The 22,053-nt window shown below is 42.6% G+C and carries 22 protein-coding genes and 1 tRNA gene; 5 read left to right on the forward strand and 18 right to left on the reverse strand.

Features of this window, described 5'->3' with window-relative positions; genetic code table 11:
• Positions 1-6: 6 nt before the first annotated feature.
• From Q0110_RS04255 to Q0110_RS04290, 8 genes are all read right to left on the reverse strand, one after another.
• Positions 7-1,596, reverse strand: a complete 1,590-nt coding sequence (locus Q0110_RS04255; protein WP_366139642.1) for a peptidylprolyl isomerase — start codon at positions 1,594-1,596, stop codon at positions 7-9.
• Positions 1,597-1,704: 108 nt separating this feature from the next.
• Positions 1,705-3,180 carry an IMP dehydrogenase gene (gene guaB / locus Q0110_RS04260; RefSeq protein ID WP_297903035.1) on the reverse strand — a complete coding sequence of 492 codons (1,476 nt, stop codon included), beginning with the start codon at positions 3,178-3,180 and terminating at the stop codon, positions 1,705-1,707.
• Positions 3,181-3,351: 171 nt separating this feature from the next.
• A complete protein-coding gene (gene recQ, locus Q0110_RS04265) occupies positions 3,352-5,532 on the reverse strand; it encodes a DNA helicase RecQ (protein WP_297903038.1) in 2,181 nt (726 codons plus the stop codon).
• Between the two features lie 32 nt (positions 5,533-5,564).
• Entirely contained in the window at positions 5,565-6,797 is a 1,233-nt protein-coding gene (clpX, locus tag Q0110_RS04270) for an ATP-dependent Clp protease ATP-binding subunit ClpX (protein ID WP_297903041.1), read from the reverse strand.
• A 15-nt stretch (positions 6,798-6,812) separates the two neighbouring features.
• Positions 6,813-7,475 (reverse strand): ATP-dependent Clp endopeptidase proteolytic subunit ClpP, encoded by a 663-nt coding sequence (gene clpP / locus Q0110_RS04275; protein WP_297903044.1) that lies wholly within the window; start codon positions 7,473-7,475, stop codon positions 6,813-6,815.
• A gap of 186 nt (positions 7,476-7,661) precedes the next feature.
• On the reverse strand, positions 7,662-9,014 hold the full coding sequence (gene tig / locus Q0110_RS04280) for a trigger factor (protein ID WP_297903047.1): 1,353 nt from the start codon (positions 9,012-9,014) through the stop codon (positions 7,662-7,664).
• Between the two features lie 207 nt (positions 9,015-9,221).
• Positions 9,222-9,755: a hypothetical protein gene (locus Q0110_RS04285; RefSeq protein WP_297903050.1), complete on the reverse strand. Its 534-nt coding sequence runs from the start codon at positions 9,753-9,755 to the stop codon at positions 9,222-9,224.
• A gap of 3 nt (positions 9,756-9,758) precedes the next feature.
• A complete protein-coding gene (locus Q0110_RS04290) occupies positions 9,759-10,058 on the reverse strand; it encodes a hypothetical protein (RefSeq protein ID WP_297903054.1) in 300 nt (99 codons plus the stop codon).
• Between the two features lie 746 nt (positions 10,059-10,804).
• Between Q0110_RS04290 and Q0110_RS04295 the strand changes: the two genes are divergently transcribed.
• Positions 10,805-11,383 (forward strand): CPBP family intramembrane glutamic endopeptidase, encoded by a 579-nt coding sequence (locus Q0110_RS04295; protein ID WP_297903057.1) that lies wholly within the window; start codon positions 10,805-10,807, stop codon positions 11,381-11,383.
• Here Q0110_RS04295 and lptB read toward each other — a convergent pair.
• Positions 11,378-12,130 (reverse strand): LPS export ABC transporter ATP-binding protein, encoded by a 753-nt coding sequence (gene lptB / locus Q0110_RS04300; protein WP_297903060.1) that lies wholly within the window; start codon positions 12,128-12,130, stop codon positions 11,378-11,380. The genes Q0110_RS04295 and lptB overlap by 6 nt on opposite strands.
• Before the next feature lie 156 nt (positions 12,131-12,286).
• Between lptB and Q0110_RS04305 the strand changes: the two genes are divergently transcribed.
• The gene (locus Q0110_RS04305) at positions 12,287-13,033 is read left to right on the forward strand and encodes an ABC transporter permease (RefSeq protein WP_297903063.1); all 747 of its coding nucleotides are present in this window, start codon (positions 12,287-12,289) and stop codon (positions 13,031-13,033) included.
• 3 nt (positions 13,034-13,036) lie between these two features.
• Positions 13,037-13,807, forward strand: a complete 771-nt coding sequence (locus tag Q0110_RS04310) for an ABC transporter ATP-binding protein (protein WP_297903066.1) — start codon at positions 13,037-13,039, stop codon at positions 13,805-13,807.
• Between the two features lie 94 nt (positions 13,808-13,901).
• Here Q0110_RS04310 and metK read toward each other — a convergent pair whose 3' ends face one another.
• The 9 genes from metK to Q0110_RS04355 form a co-directional block, all read right to left on the reverse strand.
• Positions 13,902-15,188: a methionine adenosyltransferase gene (metK, locus tag Q0110_RS04315; protein WP_297903069.1), complete on the reverse strand. Its 1,287-nt coding sequence runs from the start codon at positions 15,186-15,188 to the stop codon at positions 13,902-13,904.
• A 188-nt stretch (positions 15,189-15,376) separates the two neighbouring features.
• The gene (locus tag Q0110_RS04320) at positions 15,377-15,571 is read right to left on the reverse strand and encodes a hypothetical protein (RefSeq protein ID WP_297903071.1); all 195 of its coding nucleotides are present in this window, start codon (positions 15,569-15,571) and stop codon (positions 15,377-15,379) included.
• Positions 15,572-15,601: 30 nt separating this feature from the next.
• Positions 15,602-16,060 (reverse strand): 2-amino-4-hydroxy-6-hydroxymethyldihydropteridine diphosphokinase, encoded by a 459-nt coding sequence (folK, locus tag Q0110_RS04325; protein WP_297903075.1) that lies wholly within the window; start codon positions 16,058-16,060, stop codon positions 15,602-15,604.
• Positions 16,061-16,070: 10 nt separating this feature from the next.
• Positions 16,071-17,120 carry a tRNA preQ1(34) S-adenosylmethionine ribosyltransferase-isomerase QueA gene (gene queA / locus Q0110_RS04330; protein WP_297903078.1) on the reverse strand — a complete coding sequence of 350 codons (1,050 nt, stop codon included), beginning with the start codon at positions 17,118-17,120 and terminating at the stop codon, positions 16,071-16,073.
• A gap of 11 nt (positions 17,121-17,131) precedes the next feature.
• Positions 17,132-17,836: a tRNA pseudouridine(55) synthase TruB gene (truB, locus tag Q0110_RS04335; RefSeq protein WP_297903081.1), complete on the reverse strand. Its 705-nt coding sequence runs from the start codon at positions 17,834-17,836 to the stop codon at positions 17,132-17,134.
• 3 nt (positions 17,837-17,839) lie between these two features.
• Complete coding sequence (locus Q0110_RS04340; RefSeq protein ID WP_297903084.1) at positions 17,840-18,640, reverse strand: undecaprenyl-diphosphate phosphatase; 801 nt, start codon at positions 18,638-18,640, stop codon at positions 17,840-17,842.
• Positions 18,637-18,876: a DUF3098 domain-containing protein gene (locus tag Q0110_RS04345; RefSeq protein ID WP_005853907.1), complete on the reverse strand. Its 240-nt coding sequence runs from the start codon at positions 18,874-18,876 to the stop codon at positions 18,637-18,639. Before Q0110_RS04345 ends, Q0110_RS04340 begins: the two co-directional genes overlap by 4 nt.
• A gap of 27 nt (positions 18,877-18,903) precedes the next feature.
• Positions 18,904-19,782 carry a permease-like cell division protein FtsX gene (locus tag Q0110_RS04350; protein WP_297903098.1) on the reverse strand — a complete coding sequence of 293 codons (879 nt, stop codon included), beginning with the start codon at positions 19,780-19,782 and terminating at the stop codon, positions 18,904-18,906.
• Between the two features lie 220 nt (positions 19,783-20,002).
• Positions 20,003-20,076 (reverse strand) — tRNA-Arg (locus tag Q0110_RS04355).
• Positions 20,077-20,272: 196 nt separating this feature from the next.
• Here Q0110_RS04355 and asnA point away from each other — a divergent pair.
• Both asnA and ung read left to right on the forward strand, forming a co-directional pair.
• Positions 20,273-21,310, forward strand: coding sequence for an aspartate--ammonia ligase (gene asnA / locus Q0110_RS04360; protein WP_297903101.1), 1,038 nt, complete (start codon positions 20,273-20,275; stop codon positions 21,308-21,310).
• A 20-nt stretch (positions 21,311-21,330) separates the two neighbouring features.
• Positions 21,331-21,993, forward strand: a complete 663-nt coding sequence (ung, locus tag Q0110_RS04365) for a uracil-DNA glycosylase (protein ID WP_297903104.1) — start codon at positions 21,331-21,333, stop codon at positions 21,991-21,993.
• Positions 21,994-22,053 lie beyond the last annotated feature (60 nt).

The following is a 22,053-nucleotide window of genomic DNA, read 5'->3' on the forward strand; positions in this document are numbered from 1 at the left end:
TCTTTTTTATTTCTTTAATTTCTTCAATAACTTCCAGTTGACGGTTACCGGATATTTCTTATTCAAATCTGCGATCCATTTCGCCTCCAATGCCTTTTGTTGAGCGGAGGGTTTACTCCAGATCTCCCGGTTACTTACCTCAAACAACAGAATCCCATCCCGGTACTCTTGCATCAAATGAGGTATCTCCGGATGTTTTGTCATCAGATTTTTACGCTCGGCGGTTGTCACGATATCTCGGACAAACAGATCATAGACTTCTTGCATAAAATCACCTGCATACGTCTTTGTAGAAAACGGGCAACGTTGGATATAATAAGCGAATTCCGCTTGCGGAAAATCCTTTCCATCCAAACGCATTAACGTCTTGCTCATATCCTTCGCTTTCTCATAAAACGCCTCGTCCGTGGGGAAATTATCATCACATAACGCCTGTAATTCCGCATAGGCTTCCGGATAGAATACATATCCGTATTCTTTCTTCATACGGTCATCAAAAGCTTTATATAACTCGAAGTTACGTTCTCCTTGCCCCATCCGTCTTGATAAAACTTTTTCCTCTTCCTCAAAAGTAGGACGTCCCTTCTTACCAATCAATTTAATAATATGATAGCCAAAACGTGTTTCCACTAGCCCGGATATATCCCCCGGTTTCTCCAAGGCAAAAGCAGCTTGCTCAAAAGGCTGCACCATCTCGCCTACACCAAACCAAGGTACCCCCCCCCCTTTCTTAGCGGAAGCCATATCTCCGGAATATTTTTTTGCCAACTCACTAAAATCCGCTCCCTCTTGCACTTGCTTATAAATCTCTTGTGCTTTCGCCAGAACCTCCGACGAATCTTGAATGGCAGAATCCTTTGGGAAAGAAACTAAGATATGAGCGACATGTACTCGTCCAGGATTGGATTTACGACTATGGACTTTTATCAAATGAAATCCCAATTTCGTACGAACAGGCTTTGAAACCACACCCACAGGTAGGGAATAGGCTACGTCTTCAAACACTTTTAAGGATTGCATCGGGAGCAGGCAACGTACATATTCACAAGCAATATGTTCCTTATTTTTCTCGGCCAAGGCTTTCCCGACTGTTTCTATATCCTCCTCTCCTTTTCGAAGACGTTCGTATACCTGCATAGCCTCTTGATATACAGCTACCGTATCTTTGGAAACCGTCTTCTCCGGCAAACGGAACAGGATATGAGTCAACTCTACTGAATTATCCCCCCGATCATATACCGCACGAGCGGCGTTTTTCTCCCCCTCCTTATCCGACAGATAGCTATCGATCAACTGAGCCCGATATCCTTCCAGCTCATTCTTGAACGAAGTTGTTTGATCAATCCCTAAAGACTCTGCCTCCGCTACCTTTAGCTTAAAATTCTTGAACAGCTCAACATAGTTTTTGACAGACTTCGTATCCGATAAATCGACCTCACCATTCTTCTCCGCGATAAAAATAAATTCAGACAAAGGTACTTGTTTTCCAGCGACCGTCATGACGACCGAATCAGACACAACTTGAGCGTTAACTGTCACACAAGCGAATACCCCTAATGAGATAAGTAACTCTTTCATCAAAAATTCTTTTATCATAGCACGAATATACATTACAAAAATAACACTAATCTAACGGAGAGCTGGCAAGAAAAGTATGCTATCCCATTAAATTAGTGTTTTTTATAAAACATAAAACTTGTATTACTATTCACCGCGACTATAATTCGGAGCCTCCTGCGTGATCGCAACGTCATGCGGATGGCTTTCTTGTACACCGGCATTGGTGATGCGAGTAAAACGAGCTTTATGCAACTCCTCGATATTATGAGCTCCACAATACCCCATTCCGGCACGTAAACCACCTACCATCTGATAAATGACCTCGTACAAAGATCCTTTATACGGAACACGGGCAGCGATTCCCTCCGGAACCAACTTCTTCACGTCGTCCTCCACATCTTGGAAATACCGGTCCTTGGAACCTTTTTGCATAGCCTCCAACGAACCCATCCCACGATAAGACTTAAACTTACGGCCATTGAAGATAATCGTATCACCCGGCGACTCCTCCACACCCGCCAATAAGGATCCCATCATTACGGAAGATCCTCCGGCAGCGATTGCCTTCACGATATCACCCGAGTAACGTAAACCTCCATCGGCAATCAAAGGTACATCTGTCCCTTCCAGTGCTTTCGCTACATCGTAAATAGCCGACAACTGAGGAACACCCACTCCGGCGATCACACGAGTTGTACAAATTGAACCCGGACCGATACCTACCTTCACGGCATCTGCCCCGGCATCCACCAAATATCTAGCAGCCTCACCCGTAGCGATATTACCAACCACACAATCTATATGCGAATATTGAACCTTGATCTGTCTCAAGACATCCACCACACCTTTAGAGTGACCGTGTGCCGTATCAATCACCAAGGCATCCACGCCGGCATCCACCAAAGCAGCTACACGCTCGAAGGTATTGAACGTAACACCTACACCGGCAGCTACACGCAAACGGCCTTTTGAATCCTTACAAGCCTTTGGTTTATCTTTCGCTTTCGTTATATCTTTATAAGTAATCAAACCGATCAGCTTATTATGGCTATCAACCACCGGTAATTTCTCGATCTTATATTCCTGAAGGATTTGGGTAGCCGCCTCCATATCCGTAGACGGTCCGGTTACAACCAGATTCTCTTTTGTCATCACCTCGTCAATAGAACGGTTCATATCCTTCTCGAAACGTAAGTCGCGGTTTGTCACGATACCCACCAAATATCCACCTTCATCCACTACAGGAATACCACCGATCTTATACTCAGCCATCATTGCCAAGGCATCCGCTACACGTTTGCCCTTCGTGATAGTCACCGGATCATAGATCATTCCATTCTCCGCACGCTTAACGCTCTGAACCTGTTTAGCCTGCTCTGCGATCGTCATGTTTTTATGAATCACACCCATACCTCCCTCACGGGCGATGGCGATAGCCAACTTAGCCTCGGTTACCGTATCCATAGCGGCCGACACCATCGGTATATTCAATGCAATATTACGTGAAAACTTTGTCGTGAGATCGACATTACGAGGAAGAACTTCCGAATAAGCTGGGATTAACAATACATCATCAAATGTTAACCCATCCATAACTACCCTGTCTGCAATAAATGACATAGAATTTATGCTTTAAAAATTATTGCGCGCAAATATACGACTTTTCATACGATAATCAGTACTGGGAAAATAAAATTCCTTCCGAAAGAAAAATAAATCTCTTTCGGAAGGAACTATTATTTTCTTTATTTGTTTTTTCTTCAGAGTGGAACCGATCCACCCTTTTATTCATTAGTTTGCCATTTCAGACAAGAATTTGATACGAACTAAACGAATCTCTTCTTCCGTATAATCCCCCCCTAATTCCTCGATGGCATCTTCTAGGTCATCGGTCTCAGAATCTTTGAAATACTCGTAAATATCCTCAATATGATCCTCGTCCATCACATCATTCAAGAAATAATCAATATTGATACGCGTACCGGAATACACGATCGCTTCGATCTCATCCAAAAGTTCGGTGAACTCAAGTCCATTTGTCAAGGCAATCTCGTCCAGCGCCACCTTACGGTCGATCCGCTGAATGATAGAGACCTTCAACTTAGACTTATTAGCGACCGTACGCACACGCAAATCCTCCGGGCGTTCGATCTCGTTCTCCTCTACATGCTTCTTGATCAATTCGATAAACTCCTTGCCATAACGTTTCGCCTTGCCAGCACCCACTCCCGGGATATTCTGCAACTCTTCCAGCGTAATCGGGTAAGTAGTAGCCATAGCCTCTAAAGAGGGATCTTGGAAAATCACGAAAGGTGGAACCTCCAAACGTTTGGATAATTTCTTCCGCAAATCCTTCATCATAGAATAGAGAACCGGGTCTACTGCACAAGAGGCACCTCCACGAACCGGAACTTCCTCTTCCTCTTCCTCGAATTCATTGTCTTCGGTAATCTTAAATGATACCGGTTTCTTCATGAACTCCTTTCCCTTTTCCGTGATTTTCAGCAAACCATAATTCTCAATATCCTTCGCCAAATAACCGGCGATCAAAGCCTGACGAATAACGGCGTTCCAAGTTTTCTCGTCTTCATCTTGTCCTGATCCGAAGACCTCTAATTCGTTGTGCTTGTAATTTTGGATCTCGGAGGTTTCATTACCCACCAAAATATTTACGATATAATCTGTCTTAAACTTTTCTTTCAACGTACTGATAACCTCCAGTACCGCACTTAACAATTCCTTCGCTTCCACCTGTTTCTTTGGGTTCAAACAATTATCACAATTACCACAATTATCTTCCAGGTATTCCTCACCGAAATAATGCAAAAGCACTTTTCTCCGGCAAACAGAAGTCTCAGCATAAGCCGCAGTCTCTAAAAGCAGTTGCTTGCCGATTTCCTGTTCGGCCACGGGTTTTCCTTGCATGAATTTCTCCAATTTCTGCAAGTCTTTATAAGCATAGAAAGCGATACATTGACCTTCTCCGCCATCCCGACCGGCACGACCGGTTTCCTGGTAATAACCTTCCAGGCTCTTCGGGATATCGTAATGAATCACATAACGGACATCCGGCTTATCGATACCCATACCGAAAGCGATTGTCGCCACGATCACATCCGCTTGCTCCATCAGGAAGGCATCCTGATTGGCAGAGCGTACCTGCGAATCCATTCCTGCATGGTAAGGCAATGCCTTGATTCCGTTGGCCTTCAAGATATCGGCAAACTCCTCCACCTTTTTACGGCTCAAACAATATACGATACCCGATTTACCCTCGTTGGCTTTAATATATTTAATGATCTCGCGGTCTATATTCGCCCCTTTCGGACGAACCTCATAATACAAATTAGAGCGGTTGAAGGATGATTTAAACACTGTAGCATCTATCATACCCAGATTTTTCTGGATATCGTGTTGCACTTTGGGCGTGGCGGTAGCAGTCAAAGCAATTAACGGACGTTTACCTATCTCGTTGATAATCGGACGGATTCTTCGATATTCCGGACGGAAATCATGTCCCCATTCCGATATGCAATGCGCTTCGTCCACTGCATAAAAAGAGATTTTCACCTGACGCAGAAAATCCACGTTCTCTTCCTTGGTCAGAGACTCCGGGGCCACATAAAGTAACTTGGTACGCCCCGATAATATATCCGATTTCACCTGGTCGATAGCCGACTTGTTCAAAGAGGAATTAATAAAATGGGCAACCCCATCTTCCTCGCTGAAATTCCGCATCGCATCCACCTGATTTTTCATCAAAGCGATCAACGGAGATATCACGATCGCGGTTCCTTCCATCAGTATGGATGGCAATTGATAACAAAGAGATTTGCCTCCCCCCGTCGGCATTAATACAAAAGTATCTTTCCCGGCCAGCACGTTCTCAATAATAGCCTTCTGGTTCCCTTTAAAGGTACCGAAGCCAAAGTGCCGATTTAGCTCCTCTGTTAAATGATCCTTCTTTGCCATACTTCGTATTATTTATAGTAAACCGTCTACGTTTACGCGACCTGCAAACGGTTCACGTCCGATTTTTCAAATTTCTCTTTCGCATACTCCAACGTTACATGGAGCTCTTTTACCTTTTGAGATGGCATACTGAACATAGCATCCATCATTACAGCCTCTACGATTGAACGTAACCCTCGGGCACCCAACTTAAACTCAAGCGCCTTATCCACGATAAACTCATAAACCTCCTCATCGAACGTCAACTTAATACCATCCATCTCGAACAATTTGACGTATTGCTTGATAATAGAATTCTTAGGCTCTGTCAAGATGTTACGAAGCGTACTGCGGTCAAGCGGATTCAAATAAGTGAGGATAGGCAAACGACCGATAATCTCCGGGATCAAGCCAAACGACTTCAAATCGGTCGGCGTGATGTACTTCAATAAATTATTCCGGTCTACAGTAGCCGTATCCAAACTTGCCGAATAACCAACCACACGGGTATTTAAGCGTTGAGCGATCTTTTTCTCGATACCATCGAAAGCACCACCGCAGACAAACAAGATATTCTTCGTATCCACCGCTATCATTTTTTGTTCCGGATGCTTACGGCCACCCTGAGGAGGAACATTCACGATCGAGCCTTCCAAAAGTTTCAGCAAACCTTGCTGTACACCTTCCCCACTGACATCCCGGGTGATTGACGGATTATCACTTTTACGGGCGATCTTATCGATCTCATCGATGAAAACGATACCTCTTTGGGCCGCTTCCACATCATAATCCGCAGCTTGTAATAACCGTGTCAGGATGCTCTCGATATCTTCACCTACATAACCAGCCTCGGTAAGTACCGTCGCATCTACGATTGCGAATGGAACATGCAATAACTTAGCGATCGTACGAGCTAACAAAGTCTTACCCGTACCGGTAGCGCCAACCATGATAATATTAGATTTCTCTATTTCCACATCGTCCGCGGTAACCTTTTGAAGTAAACGCTTGTAATGGTTATACACTGATACCGATAAATAACGTTTAGCATCATCCTGCCCGATCACGTACTGGTCTAAGAATGTCTTGATATCTTCCGGCTTCGGCAAATCTTTCTGTTTCAAACCAAAAGATGTTTTCTTGCTTCCCATCTGCTCTTTTACGATATCATATGCTTGCCGGGCACAATCATCGCAAATACAGCCAGAGATTCCATTAATAAGCATATTTACCTCACGGCTCCCCCTACCACAAAACGTACATGTATCGCCTGTTGTTTTGGCCATAGTTTATTCTTGTTTTTATTTACGTGTTAAAACATCATCGATCATGCCATACTCTTTTGCTTCTTCCGAGGTCATCCAGAAGTCCCGGTCACCATCACGCTCAATTTCCTCGTAAGATCTACCGGAATGCTCCGAGATAATGGTATACAATTCTTTCTTTACCTTCAAAATCTCGCGAGCGGTGATCTCTATATCAGAAGCCTGTCCTTGTACGCCACCAAGCGGCTGATGGATCATTACACGGGAATGCTTCAAGCCGAAACGCTTTCCTTTTGTTCCCGCAACTAATAAGACAGATGCCATAGAAGCAGCCATGCCCGTACAGATCGTAGAAACATCGCTAGAGATAAACTGCATCGTGTCATAAATACCGTAGCCTGCATAAACAGAGCCGCCCGGCGAGTTGATATAAATAGAAATATCTTTTCCGGGGTCACTTGAATCCAGATACAGTAATTGCGCTTGAATCACATTAGCGGTATAATCATCAATCTGCGTACCCAAGAAAATAATACGATCCATCATTAATCGAGAGAATACATCCATTTGAGCGACATTCAATTGCCGTTCCTCTATAATCGTAGGGGAGATATAGCTACTGGAGATATTCATATAACTATCCAGAGCCGTACCACTCATACCCAAATGCTTTGTTGCATACTTTCTAAAATCTTCCATATTTTCTCCTATCTTTTATTTACCGAGAAGACGTAAAAAGGGATTTCCCTCTGTGACTTAACGGAAAAACAAAGTTATAAATAAATTTCTGAAAGAAACAATTTATTTCGCTATCCGCTAAGATATTTTTAGAGAGAAATCCCTTTTTTGATATAAAACAACCTCCAAGAGGCCGGATAAAATCTTTTACTCAAAAAGTTTGTTGAACTCGTCAGCGGTTACTTCCTTAACATCAAGTTCTACTTGCTCTTTCAGCCATGCCGCTAGTTTTTCCTCAACCGCACGGTCGATAATATTTTGAAGTGTTTGCTTATTTTTCAACATGTCTTTAGCATAGTTGTCAAGTACATCCTCCGGCACAGACAACATTCCGTATTGGGCGAACTGAGCTTTAGCTACACGCTTAGCGAAATTCTCGACATCTGCATCCTCAACTTTCAAGTTATTCTTTTTAACCAAATTCTCCTTGATCAATTGATACTTCAAATCTTGAAGGATCTGAGGAAAGTCCTCATCGATTTTTTCCTTCGTATTCTTCTCGTTAGCGGCAAGCAACCAACGTTTCAACAAATCTTCAGCGAAGTTCAACTCACCAGCTCTTTCAACCAACATATCGCGTGTATCTGTCAAGAACTTGAAATCACTCTGGGGAGCGAATTGTTCGGCCAAAGCTTCCTTGATCTTGTTCTTGAATTCCTCCTCGCTGGTAACCACGTTCTCCCCAAATACCTTGTCGAACAACTCCTGGTTCATCTCAGCGTCTTTATGACGAGTGATCTCCTTGATCTCAAAACTGAAAACTCCGGTAGTCTCGGCCACTTTCTCCTTATCGATCTTCAAGAATGAAGAAATCTCGGCCTCTGCGCCCTCATATGCCTTATTCGGATTGAACACTACGACAGCATTCACCTTTGCTCCGATAAATTTGGTTTTCTCTTCCTCATTCTTGATATACATAGGCATCAAAACCGCATCTTCAACAACGATACCACCTTCTTTCAGTGTACCGTTCTCAAGCTCGGCTACCGTACCCTTTAGCATATCTTTCTCCTCAACTTCATCTACCTTATCGTAAGAGCCAAAATTTGAACGGTAAGCATTCACTTGGCTATTCAGCATTTCCTCATCGATAGCGACTTGATAGAACGGAAGTTTATCGTTCTTGCTCAACTCGATATTGATCTCTGGAGCTAAAGCTACGTCAAAACAGAACTCAAAATTCTCTTCTTTATCGAAATCCAACGGTTTTTGCTCTGTCTCATTAGGCATCGGCTCGCCCAAGATATGCAAATCGTTCTCGCGAATATACTTGAACAGATTTTCAGAGACCAGCTTGTTTACTTCCTCTACCAGCACGTGCTTTCCGTACATTTTCTTAACCATGCCCATAGGAACCATACCCTTACGGAAACCCGGTACATTGGCTTTCTGACGAAGGCTACGCAGGCTCTTGTCTACCTGATCAGCATAGTCAGCTTTCACTATTTCTAATTTCACGATACCGCTTACGGCATCATTGTTTTTAAGCGAAACGTTCATTCTGAATGATTTATTTAATTAATAGTCGTATCGAATTTTAGGTCGCAAAATTAGACTTATTCTTTTAATCGCGCAAATTTTGATCTGTTTTTATTCTAATGTAAAACTCAAGCTTCCCCAATCCTTCACATAAAATCCAAAAGAAATGCCCTAATCATGCAGACAAATTCCCCCAAAAAGAGGGAACCATGTTATTTTTAAAGATGTTTAACAAGATATTCCCTCATGACGGATCGGGGCATTGAACAATTCCCTATAACGAGTTTTTCCCGGTTTATATTTAAAATTGCCGATTTTTCCTTCCACATTCAGCCCGAAATCAAATGGAATAGGAGATTTCAATACATCAATATGATAATTAAAGTTCATATCCATACTATGTTCACCTCCGGTAATGAAACGATACCGATCCATATCAAGCAGAAAAGGAAAAATCTCAATCTTATGATCTTTCGCTATGAAATCCGCAGAAATATGATCGATCAGATTACGTTCTTTATCTTTAAAGTAAAGTTTATTAGCGATCTGATGAAAAGTCTCGTTCGTAAACAATACCATATTCTTGCCATCAAAAGAACAAACCGCAGATAAAGCATCCAAATCCACATTCAATCTCGAATCGATCGGGCAATAAGAAGCTAACTTACAATCCAGAATACCATCTATAGAACTCAACATCGGGAACAAGGTCTCTATAGCCGGAAACATCTTACGCAATTTTCCCACTTGTATCTGGCTCATATCCTAATCCAAAAATATATCTGCTCTTCGAGAAGTCTGATTTTTATACAACAATTGGATACGGGTATCTCCCATATTTGTTTGTGTAGAGAAATCGCAATACGCCTTTCTCTCTCTCAGCGATACGCTTCCTTGTACTTCCTGCATATCAAATTCATAAAGATTCAGTTTATCGGCTTTCAACGAAAGCGACAAAGATAAATTCTCGGGGAAATCTAGTAATCGAGCCGAATCTCGTGCCATAGCCTCCCTGCTTTCTTCCATATTTCGAATAGCCTCGCCTATATCCTCTATGTTGAGCATAGGCTCCTAATAATCAAGAGATTCCTTTTCCTCCTCAAACGAATTTCCTGCAGCAGCTTTCTCTTGCAATCGCAGATCAGTCGTGTCAGCCCGGTACAGATCTCCTAAATACAGATAGGGCTCAGACAACCGGGATTACAAGTTTATAATTTGCTTATAAAAAGTTTTTGCATCCTCTACATTACCAGTCTGCCATGTTTGTTGGGCATTATAAAACAGCTTTAACAACTGTTCGCATGTAACCTGTTGTGCCAATAAAACACAACAGATTGACAAGCAAACAAACAGACTTACCATATCTCCTTTTTATTGATCAATGTCTATCGGTTAGAATTATATTCCCTATAGATCTGGAACATCATCAAGAAAATCACTCTTTGTTTGGGAACTTCTGCTTATCTTTAGCGAAAAATTCACGATAGATTGTCATTATGAGTGTACACATAAAAGGTATTTATGCCAATAAATCAACTATTTTCCAGCTATTATGCCTCTTCTCTTTATTATTAATAGGAGCATCCGTATCATCCATCGTATCCATAGGCTTATCATTAGCCACCCTGAGTTCGCAAACGGACATCACTCTTAATACAAACCTGATGAGGGCCATTCAATTCATTTCCGCAATTTGTACATTCTTATTGCCTGCCATTGCCATGGCGTGGCTATGTAGTGACAAACCATATGATTATTTATCAATACATCGCATAAAAAACGGTCAGATTTGGCTATTTACTCTAGTTTGTATGCTTTTACTTTCTCCGACCATCAACCTGCTAGGGCTTCTCAACAAGCAGATGGAATTACCCGCATTTATGTCTCCTATCGAAGAATGGATGCAGGCCCAAGAAAATTTAGCGGAACAGTTGACTGTCCGTTTATTATCCAGCGATAACATTGGGGTAATTCTAGCTAATCTTATCGTTATAGCCGTTACCGCCGGAATAACTGAGGAGTTCTTGTTCAGAGGAGCTTTGCAACGAGTAATCGGAAAATGGAGCTCTAATCCTCATACGATCATATGGGTCGCCGCTATATTATTTAGTGCCTTCCATTTACAGTTTTACGGATTCTTGCCCCGAATGATACTCGGAGCCTATTTTGGTTATCTTCTTTATTGGAGCAAAAGTATTTGGATACCGGTATTCGCCCATTTTATTAATAATGCTTTTGCGGTAATCGCTATGTCAGACAATCGACTCAAAGACAACGAATTTATAACGGGAGAAATCCCTCCCGAACATCTCTTGGATTTTTGTATGATCGCTACCGTATTATTTCTGCTGTTCATCTTGGTGAACAAGCAATTAAAACGGTTATTATAAGTCTTTCTTACGCAGCACGAAATCTTTTCCAAGGTATTTCTCGCGTACGATCTCGTTCTCGGCAAGCTGCTCGGCAGTTCCTTGGAAAAGGACCTTCCCTTCAAACAGAAGGTAAGCCCGGTCGCAAATACTCAAAGTCTCGTACACATTATGGTCGGTAATCAAGATACCGATATTCTTATGCTTCAAACGGGCTACAATCGTCTGTATATCCTGAACGGCAATCGGATCCACACCCGCAAAAGGTTCATCCAACATAATGAACTTCGGATCTATTGCCAGACAACGAGCGATTTCCGCACGCCGACGCTCTCCTCCCGAAAGTTGGTCTCCTAAATTTTTACGCACTTTATTCAGACCAAACTCTGAAATCAGGCTTTCCAATTTCTCCTTCTGGTATTCAGCGGTACGTCCCGTCATCTCCAGAACCGAGCGGATATTATCCTCTACCGTCATCTTCCGGAAGATAGATGCCTCTTGCGCTAAATAACCGATACCGTTGCGAGCCCGTTTATACACCGGGAATTTCGTAATCTCCATGTCATTCAGGAAGATCTTACCCTCATTAGGAGTAACCAGACCTACTGTCATATAAAAGGTCGTTGTCTTTCCCGCCCCGTTCGGACCAAGCAAACCGACGATTTCCCCTTGTTTCACGTTAATCGATACGTGATTCACGACCGTACGAGTCCTATATTTCTTTACCAAATCCTCCGTTCGGAGCACCATTCGTTGTTCGTCTGACATAAGCTATTTGATAATTTAACGCAAATGTACATGATAATCCGCAAACGACCATAGGATTCACAAATAAAACCAATCTTGTTTCTAAGATGTTATATGGTTATTAGTGGATTTTACGCTATCTTTGCATGCTGAAATCAGAAATTTATCAAGACAAACATGAATAAAGCATTACACAGAATGGGTGAGTATACCCTACTGATGATGAAGAGTATAACACTTCCTGACCGGTGGAGTATGTTCTTTAAGCAATTGATCAAAGAGATATACAAGCTAGGCGTGGATTCTCTCTGGATTGTCGTCATTATCTCAGTCTTCATCGGTACGGTTATCGCCATCCAGATCTCCCTGAATATAAGTTCTCCCTTGATCCCTAAATTTACAATCGGTTATACGACCCGTGAGATCATCTTGCTGGAATTCTCCTCCTCCATTATGTGCTTGATCCTGGCAGGTAAAGTAGGTAGTAATATCGCCTCCGAAATCGGAACGATGCGAGTTACCGAACAAATAGACGCCATGGAAATCATGGGAGTCAATTCCGCTAATTTCTTGATCCTCCCCAAAATGATCGGTTTGATGATCTTTATTCCCGTATTGGTTATATTCAGTATGTTCACAGGCATTTTAGGCGGTATTTTTGCCAGTTACTCAACGAGTACGGGGATGACTCCTTCCTCATTCGAATATGGCTTGCAATTCTATTTCAATGAGTTCTACATTTGGTATTCGATTATCAAGTCTGTGGTATACGCATTCATCATCTCATCCATCGCCGCCTATTTTGGCTATAACGTAAAAGGAGGGGCTTTAGAGGTAGGTAAGGCGAGTACGAATGCCGTGGTTATGAGTAGCATCATGATTTTGCTCGCCGACGTAATATTAACCCATTTAATGCTTACTTAAAAGATGATTGAAGTTAAAAATATAACGAAATCTTTCGACGGTCGTACAGTCTTAAAAGATATCAGCACCACTTTCGAGGATGGAAAGACTAATCTGATTATCGGACGAAGCGGTTCCGGTAAAACGGTAATGATCAAAAATATCATCGGACTGATGAAGCCGGATACCGGACAAATATTATATGATGGCAGAGACTTAATCACGATGAACAAGCATGAGTTAAATATGCTGCGCCGCGAGATGGGAATGCTGTTTCAAGGTTCCGCTTTATTCGATAGTATGACTGTATTGGAAAACGTGATGTTTCCCTTGGATATGTTCTCTAATGACTCAACGAAAGAGCGCAGGAAACGTGCGGAATTCTGCTTGGAGCGCGTAAACTTGTCCGAGGCCGGGCATTTGTATCCTTCCGAGATCAGTGGTGGTATGATGAAACGTGCCGCTATCGCAAGAGCGATCTCCTTGAATCCGAAATATTTGTTCTGTGATGAGCCGAACTCCGGACTAGATCCCAAGACTTCCCTATTAATTGATGATTTGATTCACGACATTACGGTGGAATACAATATGACGACCGTTATCAATACCCACGATATGAACTCCGTGATGAACATCGGCGACAACATCATTTTCATTAAGGAAGGTGTAAAGGAATGGCAAGGCACAAAAGAACAGGTAATCACCTCCAACAACCAAGCATTAAACGACTTCATCTTCGCTTCAGACCTATTCAGGAAAGTGAAAGAAGTGGAGATGCAGCAAGAAGAAGGGTAACTCGTATAAATTATGCTCTAAATGGTTACATTACCGCAACCGCCGTGCAGTATACTGCGACGGCGTTGCAGCAATGTTATCTAAGAAAGGAATATTACAAGCCAAATACTTCCTTGATCTTATCTACATAGTCTAGTTTCTCCCAAGTGAACAACTCTACCTCGCAAACAACCGGTTTCTGTAGATAACGGGAAGAGAAGGTCTTAGTAACGACCTGTGGTTTACGTCCCATATGACCATAAGAGGCGGTTTCGAAATAAATAGGGTTACGTAATTTCAAACGTTCCTCGATCGCTTTCGGACGCATATCAAAGATATCCCAAATCTTAGCGGCGATCTCGCCGTCTGTCTGATTTACCTTCGCACGGCCAAAAGTATTCACGAAAATATTCATCGGCTTGGCTACACCGATCGCATAAGACACTTGTACCAACATCTCGTCTGCCACGCCGGCGGCCACCATATTCTTGGCGATATGACGAGCGGCGTAAGCAGCCGAACGGTCTACCTTAGAAGGATCTTTTCCAGAAAAAGCACCACCACCATGAGCACCTTTGCCACCATACGTATCTACGATGATCTTACGACCGGTCAGACCGGTATCACCATGAGGACCACCAATCACGAACTTACCAGTCGGATTCACATGATAAATGATATTATCATTGAACAAAGCCTGTACATGAGCCGGATATTGCGCCTTTACACGAGGAATCAAGATATTCTTTACATCTGAGGCGATTTTCTTTTGCATAGCCTCATCCGCTTCTTCTTGTGAAATACCTTTCGGACCGATAAACTCGTCGTGCTGCGTGGATATGACAATCGTATCGATACGCAACGGCTTACCGTTATCATCATATTCAATCGTTACCTGGCTCTTAGCGTCCGGACGCAAATAAGGCATCAAATCCAACTCTTCCTTGCGAATCTTTGCCAATTCCCATAATAAGCTATGAGATAAGTCCAACGCTAGCGGCATATAATTATCAGTCTCATTTGTGGCATAACCGAACATCATACCTTGGTCGCCGGCACCCTGCTCATAGGGGTCCGCACGCTCCACACCACGGTTTATGTCACCACTCTGTTCATGAATAGAAGAGAATACGCCACATGATTTCGCCTCAAACTGGTACTCGCTTTTCGTGTAACCAATCTTCTCGATCACGCCGCGTGCCACTTCCTGCACATCTACATACGCACTTGATTTAACTTCTCCAGCCAAGACAACCTGCCCGGTTGTAACAAGGGTTTCGCAAGCAACTTTCGAGTTCTTGTCGTAGGCCAAGAACTCATCCAGCAAAGCATCCGAAATTTGATCGGCTACTTTATCGGGGTGTCCTTCAGACACCGATTCGGAGGTGAATAAATAACTCATCGTTTTTAATTGAAAAGATTACTAATCTACAAATGAATTGAGCTTGGAAAGATTTTTCTGCCGGATGGCTACGAAACGGATATGTTTTTAGCATTTTTTCCCGTGGTTGCAAGCAATACAAATCTATCCACGCCAATTCTTGTACAAAGATACGTAATAATTGAGAATTGAATGTTGAAAACTGAAGATTATTTTTTCTTCTTGGTATTACGCAGGGCTTTTTTATACTTAAAGCTAGCTTTCCATTTCGCTGAATCAGAACCATGTGTTCCTTTAAGGAAATCAGAGAACTTGATTTTTTTTCCATTCGGATCTACCGCTTCACTTTTCGCTTTCTTGAAGACGATTCCTTGCGTCATCGCTTTATTAATTTCTTTATTCATAACTCAAATCTCTTGGTTCATAACTAAAACTTACAATTCAGATAAAAGTTCACTCATCGTCTTTCCCAATACGGGGTGCTTAACCAACGGAGCGACCTCCACCAACGGTTCCATAACGAACAACCGCTTATGCATCAGAGGATGTGGCAGTATCAAGCGCTCCGTATGTATGATCTGCTCATCCACCATTAATAGATCAATATCGATAATACGATCATGATACGAGCCGTCGCTTTTCTTGATACGCCCCATCTCGATCTCGATCTGGCGGGTAGCATCTAATAATTCGATGGGGGAAAACTCCGTCATCAGGACAATCACAGCATTCAAGAAAGTGTTCTCAGACTCAAATCCCCAAGGCTCCGTCTCATACATATCAGAAAGGGCGAGAACATCTCCCACCCTTTCAGCCAACAACGCTGAGGCTGTCACCAAATTTCCTCGTTTATTGCCTACGTTCGTACCTAATCCAAGGTAAGCTGTCGCCATAAAGATCGGATTAAAGAATTAGCATAGCGTCGCCATAAGCACCAAAACGATACTTCTCTTTCAAAGCGATATCATAAGCGTCCATGATCAGCTCATAACCACCGAAAGAAGCAGTCATCATCAATAAGGTAGACAATGGCATATGGAAATTCGTCACCATACTAGTAGCTACGCTGAAATCATACGGAGGGAAGATAAACTTATTTGTCCAGCCCTCGAATTCTTTTAAATGGCCATCCGTGCTTACAGCAGTCTCGATCGCACGCATTACAGAAGTACCGACCGCACAAATTTTGTGCCCATCGTCCTTTCCTTTATTCACGATATTCACCACATCAGCGTTTACGACCATTTGCTCGGAGTCCATCTTATGTTTTGTCAAATCCTCCACATCGATCTCACGGAAATTACCCAATCCCGAATGCAAAGTCAAGAAAGCGAACTGGCAATCTTTAATCTCCAAACGCTTCATCAACTCACGGCTAAAATGCAATCCGGCAGCGGGAGCCACGACAGCGCCTTCTTCCGTGGCGAAGATATTCTGATACCGATACTCATCTTCCGGTTCCACCTCGCGTTCGATATACTTAGGTAGTGGGGTCTCGCCCAAGGCATACAAAGCCCTCTTGAATTCATCATGATTCCCGTCATATAAGAAACGAAGTGTACGACCGCGTGAAGTCGTATTATCGATTACCTCAGCTACCATGGAATCATCCTCGCCAAAGTATAGTTTATTACCGATACGGATCTTACGGGCCGGATCAACCAACACGTCCCATAAGCGTAAATCCTCGTTCAGTTCTCGCAGCAAAAACACCTCGATACGCGCTCCTGTTTTCTCCTTATTGCCATATAAGCGAGCGGGGAAGACTTTCGTGTTATTAAAAATAAACACGTCACCTTTTCCATAATAGTCTAGAATACCTTTGAATTCGCGGTGCTCGATCTCACCGGTATCGCGATGAACGACCATCAACCTCGACTCATCTCTGTTCTTCGCCGGATTCAAAGCGATTAATTCCGACGGTAAGTTAAATTTGAATTTCGAAAGCTTCATAATGCACTCTTTTATTTTTCTTCTATTTTTACCACATTCTTTTCCAAGAAATCATCGATCTCTTCCGGAGACATACACATCTCCAAGGTTACTTCCCCGATACGAGTCCGTTCCAAGCCAATCAAATGGGCTCCAGAATTCAAGGCTCTCCCGATATCACGGGCCAAAGCGCGAATATAAGTTCCTTTGCTACATACCACCCGTATCTTTATGACAGGCAAATTGCACTCCAGCAACTCCAGTTCGTCTATAACCAATGTCTTGGATTTTAGTTCAACTTCCTCTCCTTTTCGGGCTAGCTCATAAGCTCGCTTGCCTTCTACCTTACAAGCAGAGAATACCGGGGGGATCTGCTGGATCGTACCCACAAATGTCTTTAAAACCTTCTCTACAAGTTCACGAGTTATATGCTCCGTGGGATACACAGCGTCTATCTCTTTCTCCAAGTCGAAAGATGGGGTAGTCTCTCCCAATTTCAATGTAGCGACATATTCCTTCGTCTGATATTGAAACTCATCAATCCGCTTCGTGGCCCTTCCGGTACAAACGATCATCACACCCGTAGCCAAGGGATCCAACGTCCCCGCATGTCCAACTTTAATCTTCTTTACCTTTAGTTTCCGACTTAGCTTATAGCGAAATTTATTCACCAGGTCAAAAGAAGTCCACGTTAGCGGTTTATTAAAATATAAAATCTCTCCTGCTATAAAATCCATTCTTTATTTCAGTAACGTACAAGCAATTGTCACCACTCCTGCGATTGCGCAATAGATAGCGAAGTAAATCAGTTTCCCTTTTTTCACGATGTTGATCATCCATTTACAAGCCACACAACCAGAAATAAAAGCGGCCACGAAACCTACCATCAATGATAACGCAGGAATATCTCCGGCTACATCTTCGCCTTTCATCATCTTCAAGACATCCAACAACGCCTCTCCCAAGATCGGAGGAATTACCATCAAGAAAGAGAACTGAGCCAATCTCGCCTTATTATTCCCCAATAACAAACCGGTAGCGATCGTAGATCCGGAACGAGACAACCCCGGCATCACGGCGCAAGCCTGGGCCAAACCAATGATGAAAGCATCCTTCATCGAGATCGACTCTTTCTTTCGCGGCTTGGCATAATAGGAAAATGCCAACAAAGCCGCTGTCAGGAGCAACATACAACCAACGATCAATAAACCGGATCCGAAGATTTGCTCCACCGTATCCTTAAAAAATACACCAACGATCCCGATCGGGATCATGGAAATTAAAATATTGATCACATACCTTGTCTCCGCATTCATCTGAAATTTGAACAAACCGCGGAATATCCAGTCGATTTCCTTCCAAAGGATTACCAACGTACTGAATACGGTCGCCACATGCACGACGATCGTAAACGCAAGATTCTCCTCTCCCTCTATACCAAACAACGCTGAACCTATCGCCAGATGACCGCTACTGCTCACCGGCAGATATTCGGTCAATCCCTGTACGATTCCCAGTACCAAGGCCTCAAACCAACTCATTCTGTTACTTCTTTATCTTTGCTATTCTTCAGTATTCCAAAAATCATCATCACAAAACCGATAACCGTAACCACCGGAGCTACCACGATACGGCGTGCGCTGAATATATCAGGGTTAAACGTGTTATCCCCGGAACCTCCACCACTCATTAATATGAAACCAAGCACGATACAGGCAACTGCTACTGCGATTAGTATAAAATTCTCTTTCCCGAAAGCAAAATCTCTTTTAGCCATTTTCTCAACTCTTTATTATTCGTACATTTAAATATAATACAACTTATCGACACCCATCCGCAAATATTTATTCACGGCAAAAATGGTTGCGATCACGGACAAGACTATACCTAAAACAAGCACCGCCACATAAACCAGCAGCAGTGTTTGCATATCCAATATCTGGATAAAACCTTTCAATTCATTTTGCAAATAATATAACGCTCCGGTTAGCATCAATATTGCCAAAACAGAAGCGAAAATACCACTTACTATGTTATATTTTACAAAGGGCCTACGTATAAAGCCGGAAGTAGCCCCCACAAGCTTCATCGTATGAATCAAGAATCGTTTGGAATAAATCAACAGACGAATGGTATTACTGATCAAGACGAATGAGATAACCATCAATACCGCCGCCAAGGTGAGCAAGACCAAACTCAGCCGTTTCATATTATTATGGACCATCTCCATCATATCCTTCCGGTAAAGTAACTCCGAGACTGATGTGTATTTCTTGATCTTCCTCTCTATTACTTGAAGACTATCAGGATTAGCATATTCCGAATGTAGCTTCACCTCGATCGAAGCCTGTAAAGGGTTGAAGCCTAAGAAGGTCTCCGGATTCTCCCCCAGTTCCTCCTCCAGCTCTTTCGCAGCTTGCTCTTTCGATATATATTCGGTTGATTTTATAAAGGGAAGAGCGTCCAGGCTCTTTTGCATTTTCTTTATCTCAGCTTCTTTTTGGTTATCTTTCAACACAATGGAGAAAGATAAGTTCTCTTTCACATAAACGGAGAGTTTATTTCCCAGCGTTCCTATCAAAAGTATGAGTCCTAACAAGAATAGTACCAAGGAGATACTAATTACAGATGTAAGACGGGAGTTAAAGAAAGAAACAGAACTAACTTTTTTATTTTCAGCCATCAGACTCTCACTTATTAAAGTTAAATAAATTAAGGAGATGCGTATAAAGCACACATCCCCTAATTTTTCCGCAAAAGAACAAATAAAATAAGTAAGCCGAAAGTGTTTTAGAATATTTAACCTCCATGCCCCTAAAGAAAGCGGTTTATCATATTCACGACAGGGATTCAAATCAACGCATAAAAAAAGTTCTTTATGATCGATCATAAAGAACTTCTCGTGACCCGGGTGGGACTCAAACCCACGACCTTCAGAACCGGAATCTGACGCTCTATTCAACTAAGCTACCGAGCCAAAGACTGTGCAAAAGTACATATAATATATTACTTAAGCAAATACATGAAAGAAATATTTTGCTTCTGATATTTTGCTTATAAGTCTTTTATATATCCTGCCATTTTGCAAATAAGAATGATCATATTCTTGTTATTTTGCCATTAATCATTATCTTTGCCGCACATATTTTACAAACACAAAGCACAACAAGTATATGAGCTATCTTATTAAACCCACAGGGTATAAAGCCTTACTTAACTTATCCCAGACTGAAATGGGAATCAAGAAGATCAAGGACTTTTTCCAGCAAAATCTCTCATCCGAGCTACGCCTAAGACGCGTAACCGCACCATTATTCGTACTTAAGGGCATGGGTATCAACGATGACCTTAACGGGGTCGAACGAGCCGTTACTTTTCCGATCAAGGATTTAAACGATTCCAAAGCCGAGATCGTACACTCACTCGCCAAATGGAAACGACTGACACTCGCCGATTATCAAATCGAGGAAGGTTATGGTATTTATACCGATATGAACGCCATCCGCTCTGATGAGGAACTTGGTAATTTACACTCTTTATACGTGGATCAATGGGATTGGGAACGTGTGATGAGCGAAAATGAACGGAATATCGATTTCCTCAAGGAGATTGTTCGCCGCATATACGCAGCCATGGTTCGTACCGAATACTTAGTTTACGAGATGTTCCCTCAGATCCGTCCGACCCTACCTCAACAAATTCATTTTATTCATTCCGAGGATTTGTTACAAAAATATCCTACTTTTACACCGAAAGAGCGGGAAGACGCTATCACCAAGGAATACGGGGCCGTATTCATTATTGGTATCGGATGCTCGCTAAGTAATGGTGAGAAGCATGACGGACGTGCTCCGGACTACGATGATTGGTCTACGATCGCCGAGAACGGACAAACCGGATTAAACGGGGATTTATTGGTTTGGGACGATGTACTAAACCGTTCCATGGAATTATCTTCTATGGGTATCCGTGTCAACAAGGAAGCCTTGTTACGCCAGTTGGATATTTGCAAAGCCGAGGAGAAAAAAGAATTATATTTTCATAAACGTCTCTTAAACGGCGAACTTCCGCAGAGTATCGGTGGCGGTATCGGGCAAAGCCGCCTGTGTATGTTCTATCTTCGTAAGGCTCATATCGGAGAGATTCAGGCGAGCATCTGGCCTGATGAGATGCGCAAGGAAGCACGTGCGGCAGGCATGATGCTGATTTAGTTAACTGCCAATATTATATTATGGATGTAAAAATTGAAGAAAGCTGGAAAAAACGGTTAGCCGATGAGTTTGAGAAAGATTATTTCAAGCAATTGACCGATTTTGTGAGACAAGAATACCGCCAAGGTACGGTTTATCCTCCCGGTCCTTACATGTTCAACGCTTTTGAACATTGCCCGTTCGATAAAGTAAAGGTCGTTATTCTTGGGCAGGATCCTTATCACGAGCCGGGACAGGCGCATGGACTTTGTTTCTCTGTCCAAGACGGGGTACCTTTCCCCCCTTCTCTCATCAATATATTCAAAGAGATACAAGATGATTTAGGGCACCCGGTTCCAACAACCGGTAATCTGACTCGTTGGGCCGATCAAGGCGTATTATTGTTAAACGCTACGCTTACGGTGCGAGCGCATCAAGCCGGTTCCCATCAAAACAGAGGTTGGGAGACTTTTACCGACGCTGTTATTCACCGTTTAGCGGCCGAGAGGAATCATATCGTTTATATCTTATGGGGCTCATACGCACAGAAGAAAGGGGCTTTCATTGATCCATCCCGTAACTTGGTTCTTAAATCGGCCCATCCGTCTCCTCTCTCCGCTTACCGGGGATTCTTCGGAAATAAACATTTCAGCAAAGCCAATGACTATTTGATAGCGACAGGACAAACTCCCATTGATTGGTAAGAGTAAATCGAGCTGATATAACCGAGAATTGATAATTATGGCTATACGATCAAAATAATT

The organism is uncultured Parabacteroides sp., assembly GCF_947855115.1.
In the GTDB taxonomy this organism is placed as follows: Bacteria; Bacteroidota; Bacteroidia; order Bacteroidales; family Tannerellaceae; genus Parabacteroides.

What these genes read in the sequence shown, in the direction of transcription:
- lptB (WP_297903060.1), bottom strand. Translation starts at nt 12,130, where the DNA reads ATGTCAGACGAACAACGAATGGTGCTCCGAACGGAGGATTTGGTAAAG.
- recQ (WP_297903038.1), bottom strand. Translation starts at nt 5,532, where the DNA reads ATGGCAAAGAAGGATCATTTAACAGAGGAGCTAAATCGGCACTTTGGC.
- Q0110_RS04345 (WP_005853907.1), bottom strand. Translation starts at nt 18,876, where the DNA reads ATGGCTAAAAGAGATTTTGCTTTCGGGAAAGAGAATTTTATACTAATC.
- Q0110_RS04350 (WP_297903098.1), bottom strand. Translation starts at nt 19,782, where the DNA reads ATGGCTGAAAATAAAAAAGTTAGTTCTGTTTCTTTCTTTAACTCCCGT.
- ung (WP_297903104.1), top strand. Translation starts at nt 21,331, where the DNA reads ATGGATGTAAAAATTGAAGAAAGCTGGAAAAAACGGTTAGCCGATGAG.
- Q0110_RS04285 (WP_297903050.1), bottom strand. Translation starts at nt 9,755, where the DNA reads ATGAGCCAGATACAAGTGGGAAAATTGCGTAAGATGTTTCCGGCTATA.
- Q0110_RS04310 (WP_297903066.1), top strand. Translation starts at nt 13,037, where the DNA reads ATGATTGAAGTTAAAAATATAACGAAATCTTTCGACGGTCGTACAGTC.
- Q0110_RS04295 (WP_297903057.1), top strand. Translation starts at nt 10,805, where the DNA reads ATGCTTTTACTTTCTCCGACCATCAACCTGCTAGGGCTTCTCAACAAG.
- guaB (WP_297903035.1), bottom strand. Translation starts at nt 3,180, where the DNA reads ATGTCATTTATTGCAGACAGGGTAGTTATGGATGGGTTAACATTTGAT.
- clpX (WP_297903041.1), bottom strand. Translation starts at nt 6,797, where the DNA reads ATGGCCAAAACAACAGGCGATACATGTACGTTTTGTGGTAGGGGGAGC.
- Q0110_RS04290 (WP_297903054.1), bottom strand. Translation starts at nt 10,058, where the DNA reads ATGCTCAACATAGAGGATATAGGCGAGGCTATTCGAAATATGGAAGAA.
- Q0110_RS04305 (WP_297903063.1), top strand. Translation starts at nt 12,287, where the DNA reads ATGAATAAAGCATTACACAGAATGGGTGAGTATACCCTACTGATGATG.
- queA (WP_297903078.1), bottom strand. Translation starts at nt 17,120, where the DNA reads ATGAAGCTTTCGAAATTCAAATTTAACTTACCGTCGGAATTAATCGCT.
- Q0110_RS04320 (WP_297903071.1), bottom strand. Translation starts at nt 15,571, where the DNA reads ATGAATAAAGAAATTAATAAAGCGATGACGCAAGGAATCGTCTTCAAG.
- clpP (WP_297903044.1), bottom strand. Translation starts at nt 7,475, where the DNA reads ATGGAAGATTTTAGAAAGTATGCAACAAAGCATTTGGGTATGAGTGGT.
- metK (WP_297903069.1), bottom strand. Translation starts at nt 15,188, where the DNA reads ATGAGTTATTTATTCACCTCCGAATCGGTGTCTGAAGGACACCCCGAT.
- Q0110_RS04340 (WP_297903084.1), bottom strand. Translation starts at nt 18,640, where the DNA reads ATGAGTTGGTTTGAGGCCTTGGTACTGGGAATCGTACAGGGATTGACC.
- tig (WP_297903047.1), bottom strand. Translation starts at nt 9,014, where the DNA reads ATGAACGTTTCGCTTAAAAACAATGATGCCGTAAGCGGTATCGTGAAA.
- truB (WP_297903081.1), bottom strand. Translation starts at nt 17,836, where the DNA reads ATGGATTTTATAGCAGGAGAGATTTTATATTTTAATAAACCGCTAACG.
- folK (WP_297903075.1), bottom strand. Translation starts at nt 16,060, where the DNA reads ATGGCGACAGCTTACCTTGGATTAGGTACGAACGTAGGCAATAAACGA.
- Q0110_RS04255 (WP_366139642.1), bottom strand. Translation starts at nt 1,596, where the DNA reads ATGATAAAAGAATTTTTGATGAAAGAGTTACTTATCTCATTAGGGGTA.
- asnA (WP_297903101.1), top strand. Translation starts at nt 20,273, where the DNA reads ATGAGCTATCTTATTAAACCCACAGGGTATAAAGCCTTACTTAACTTA.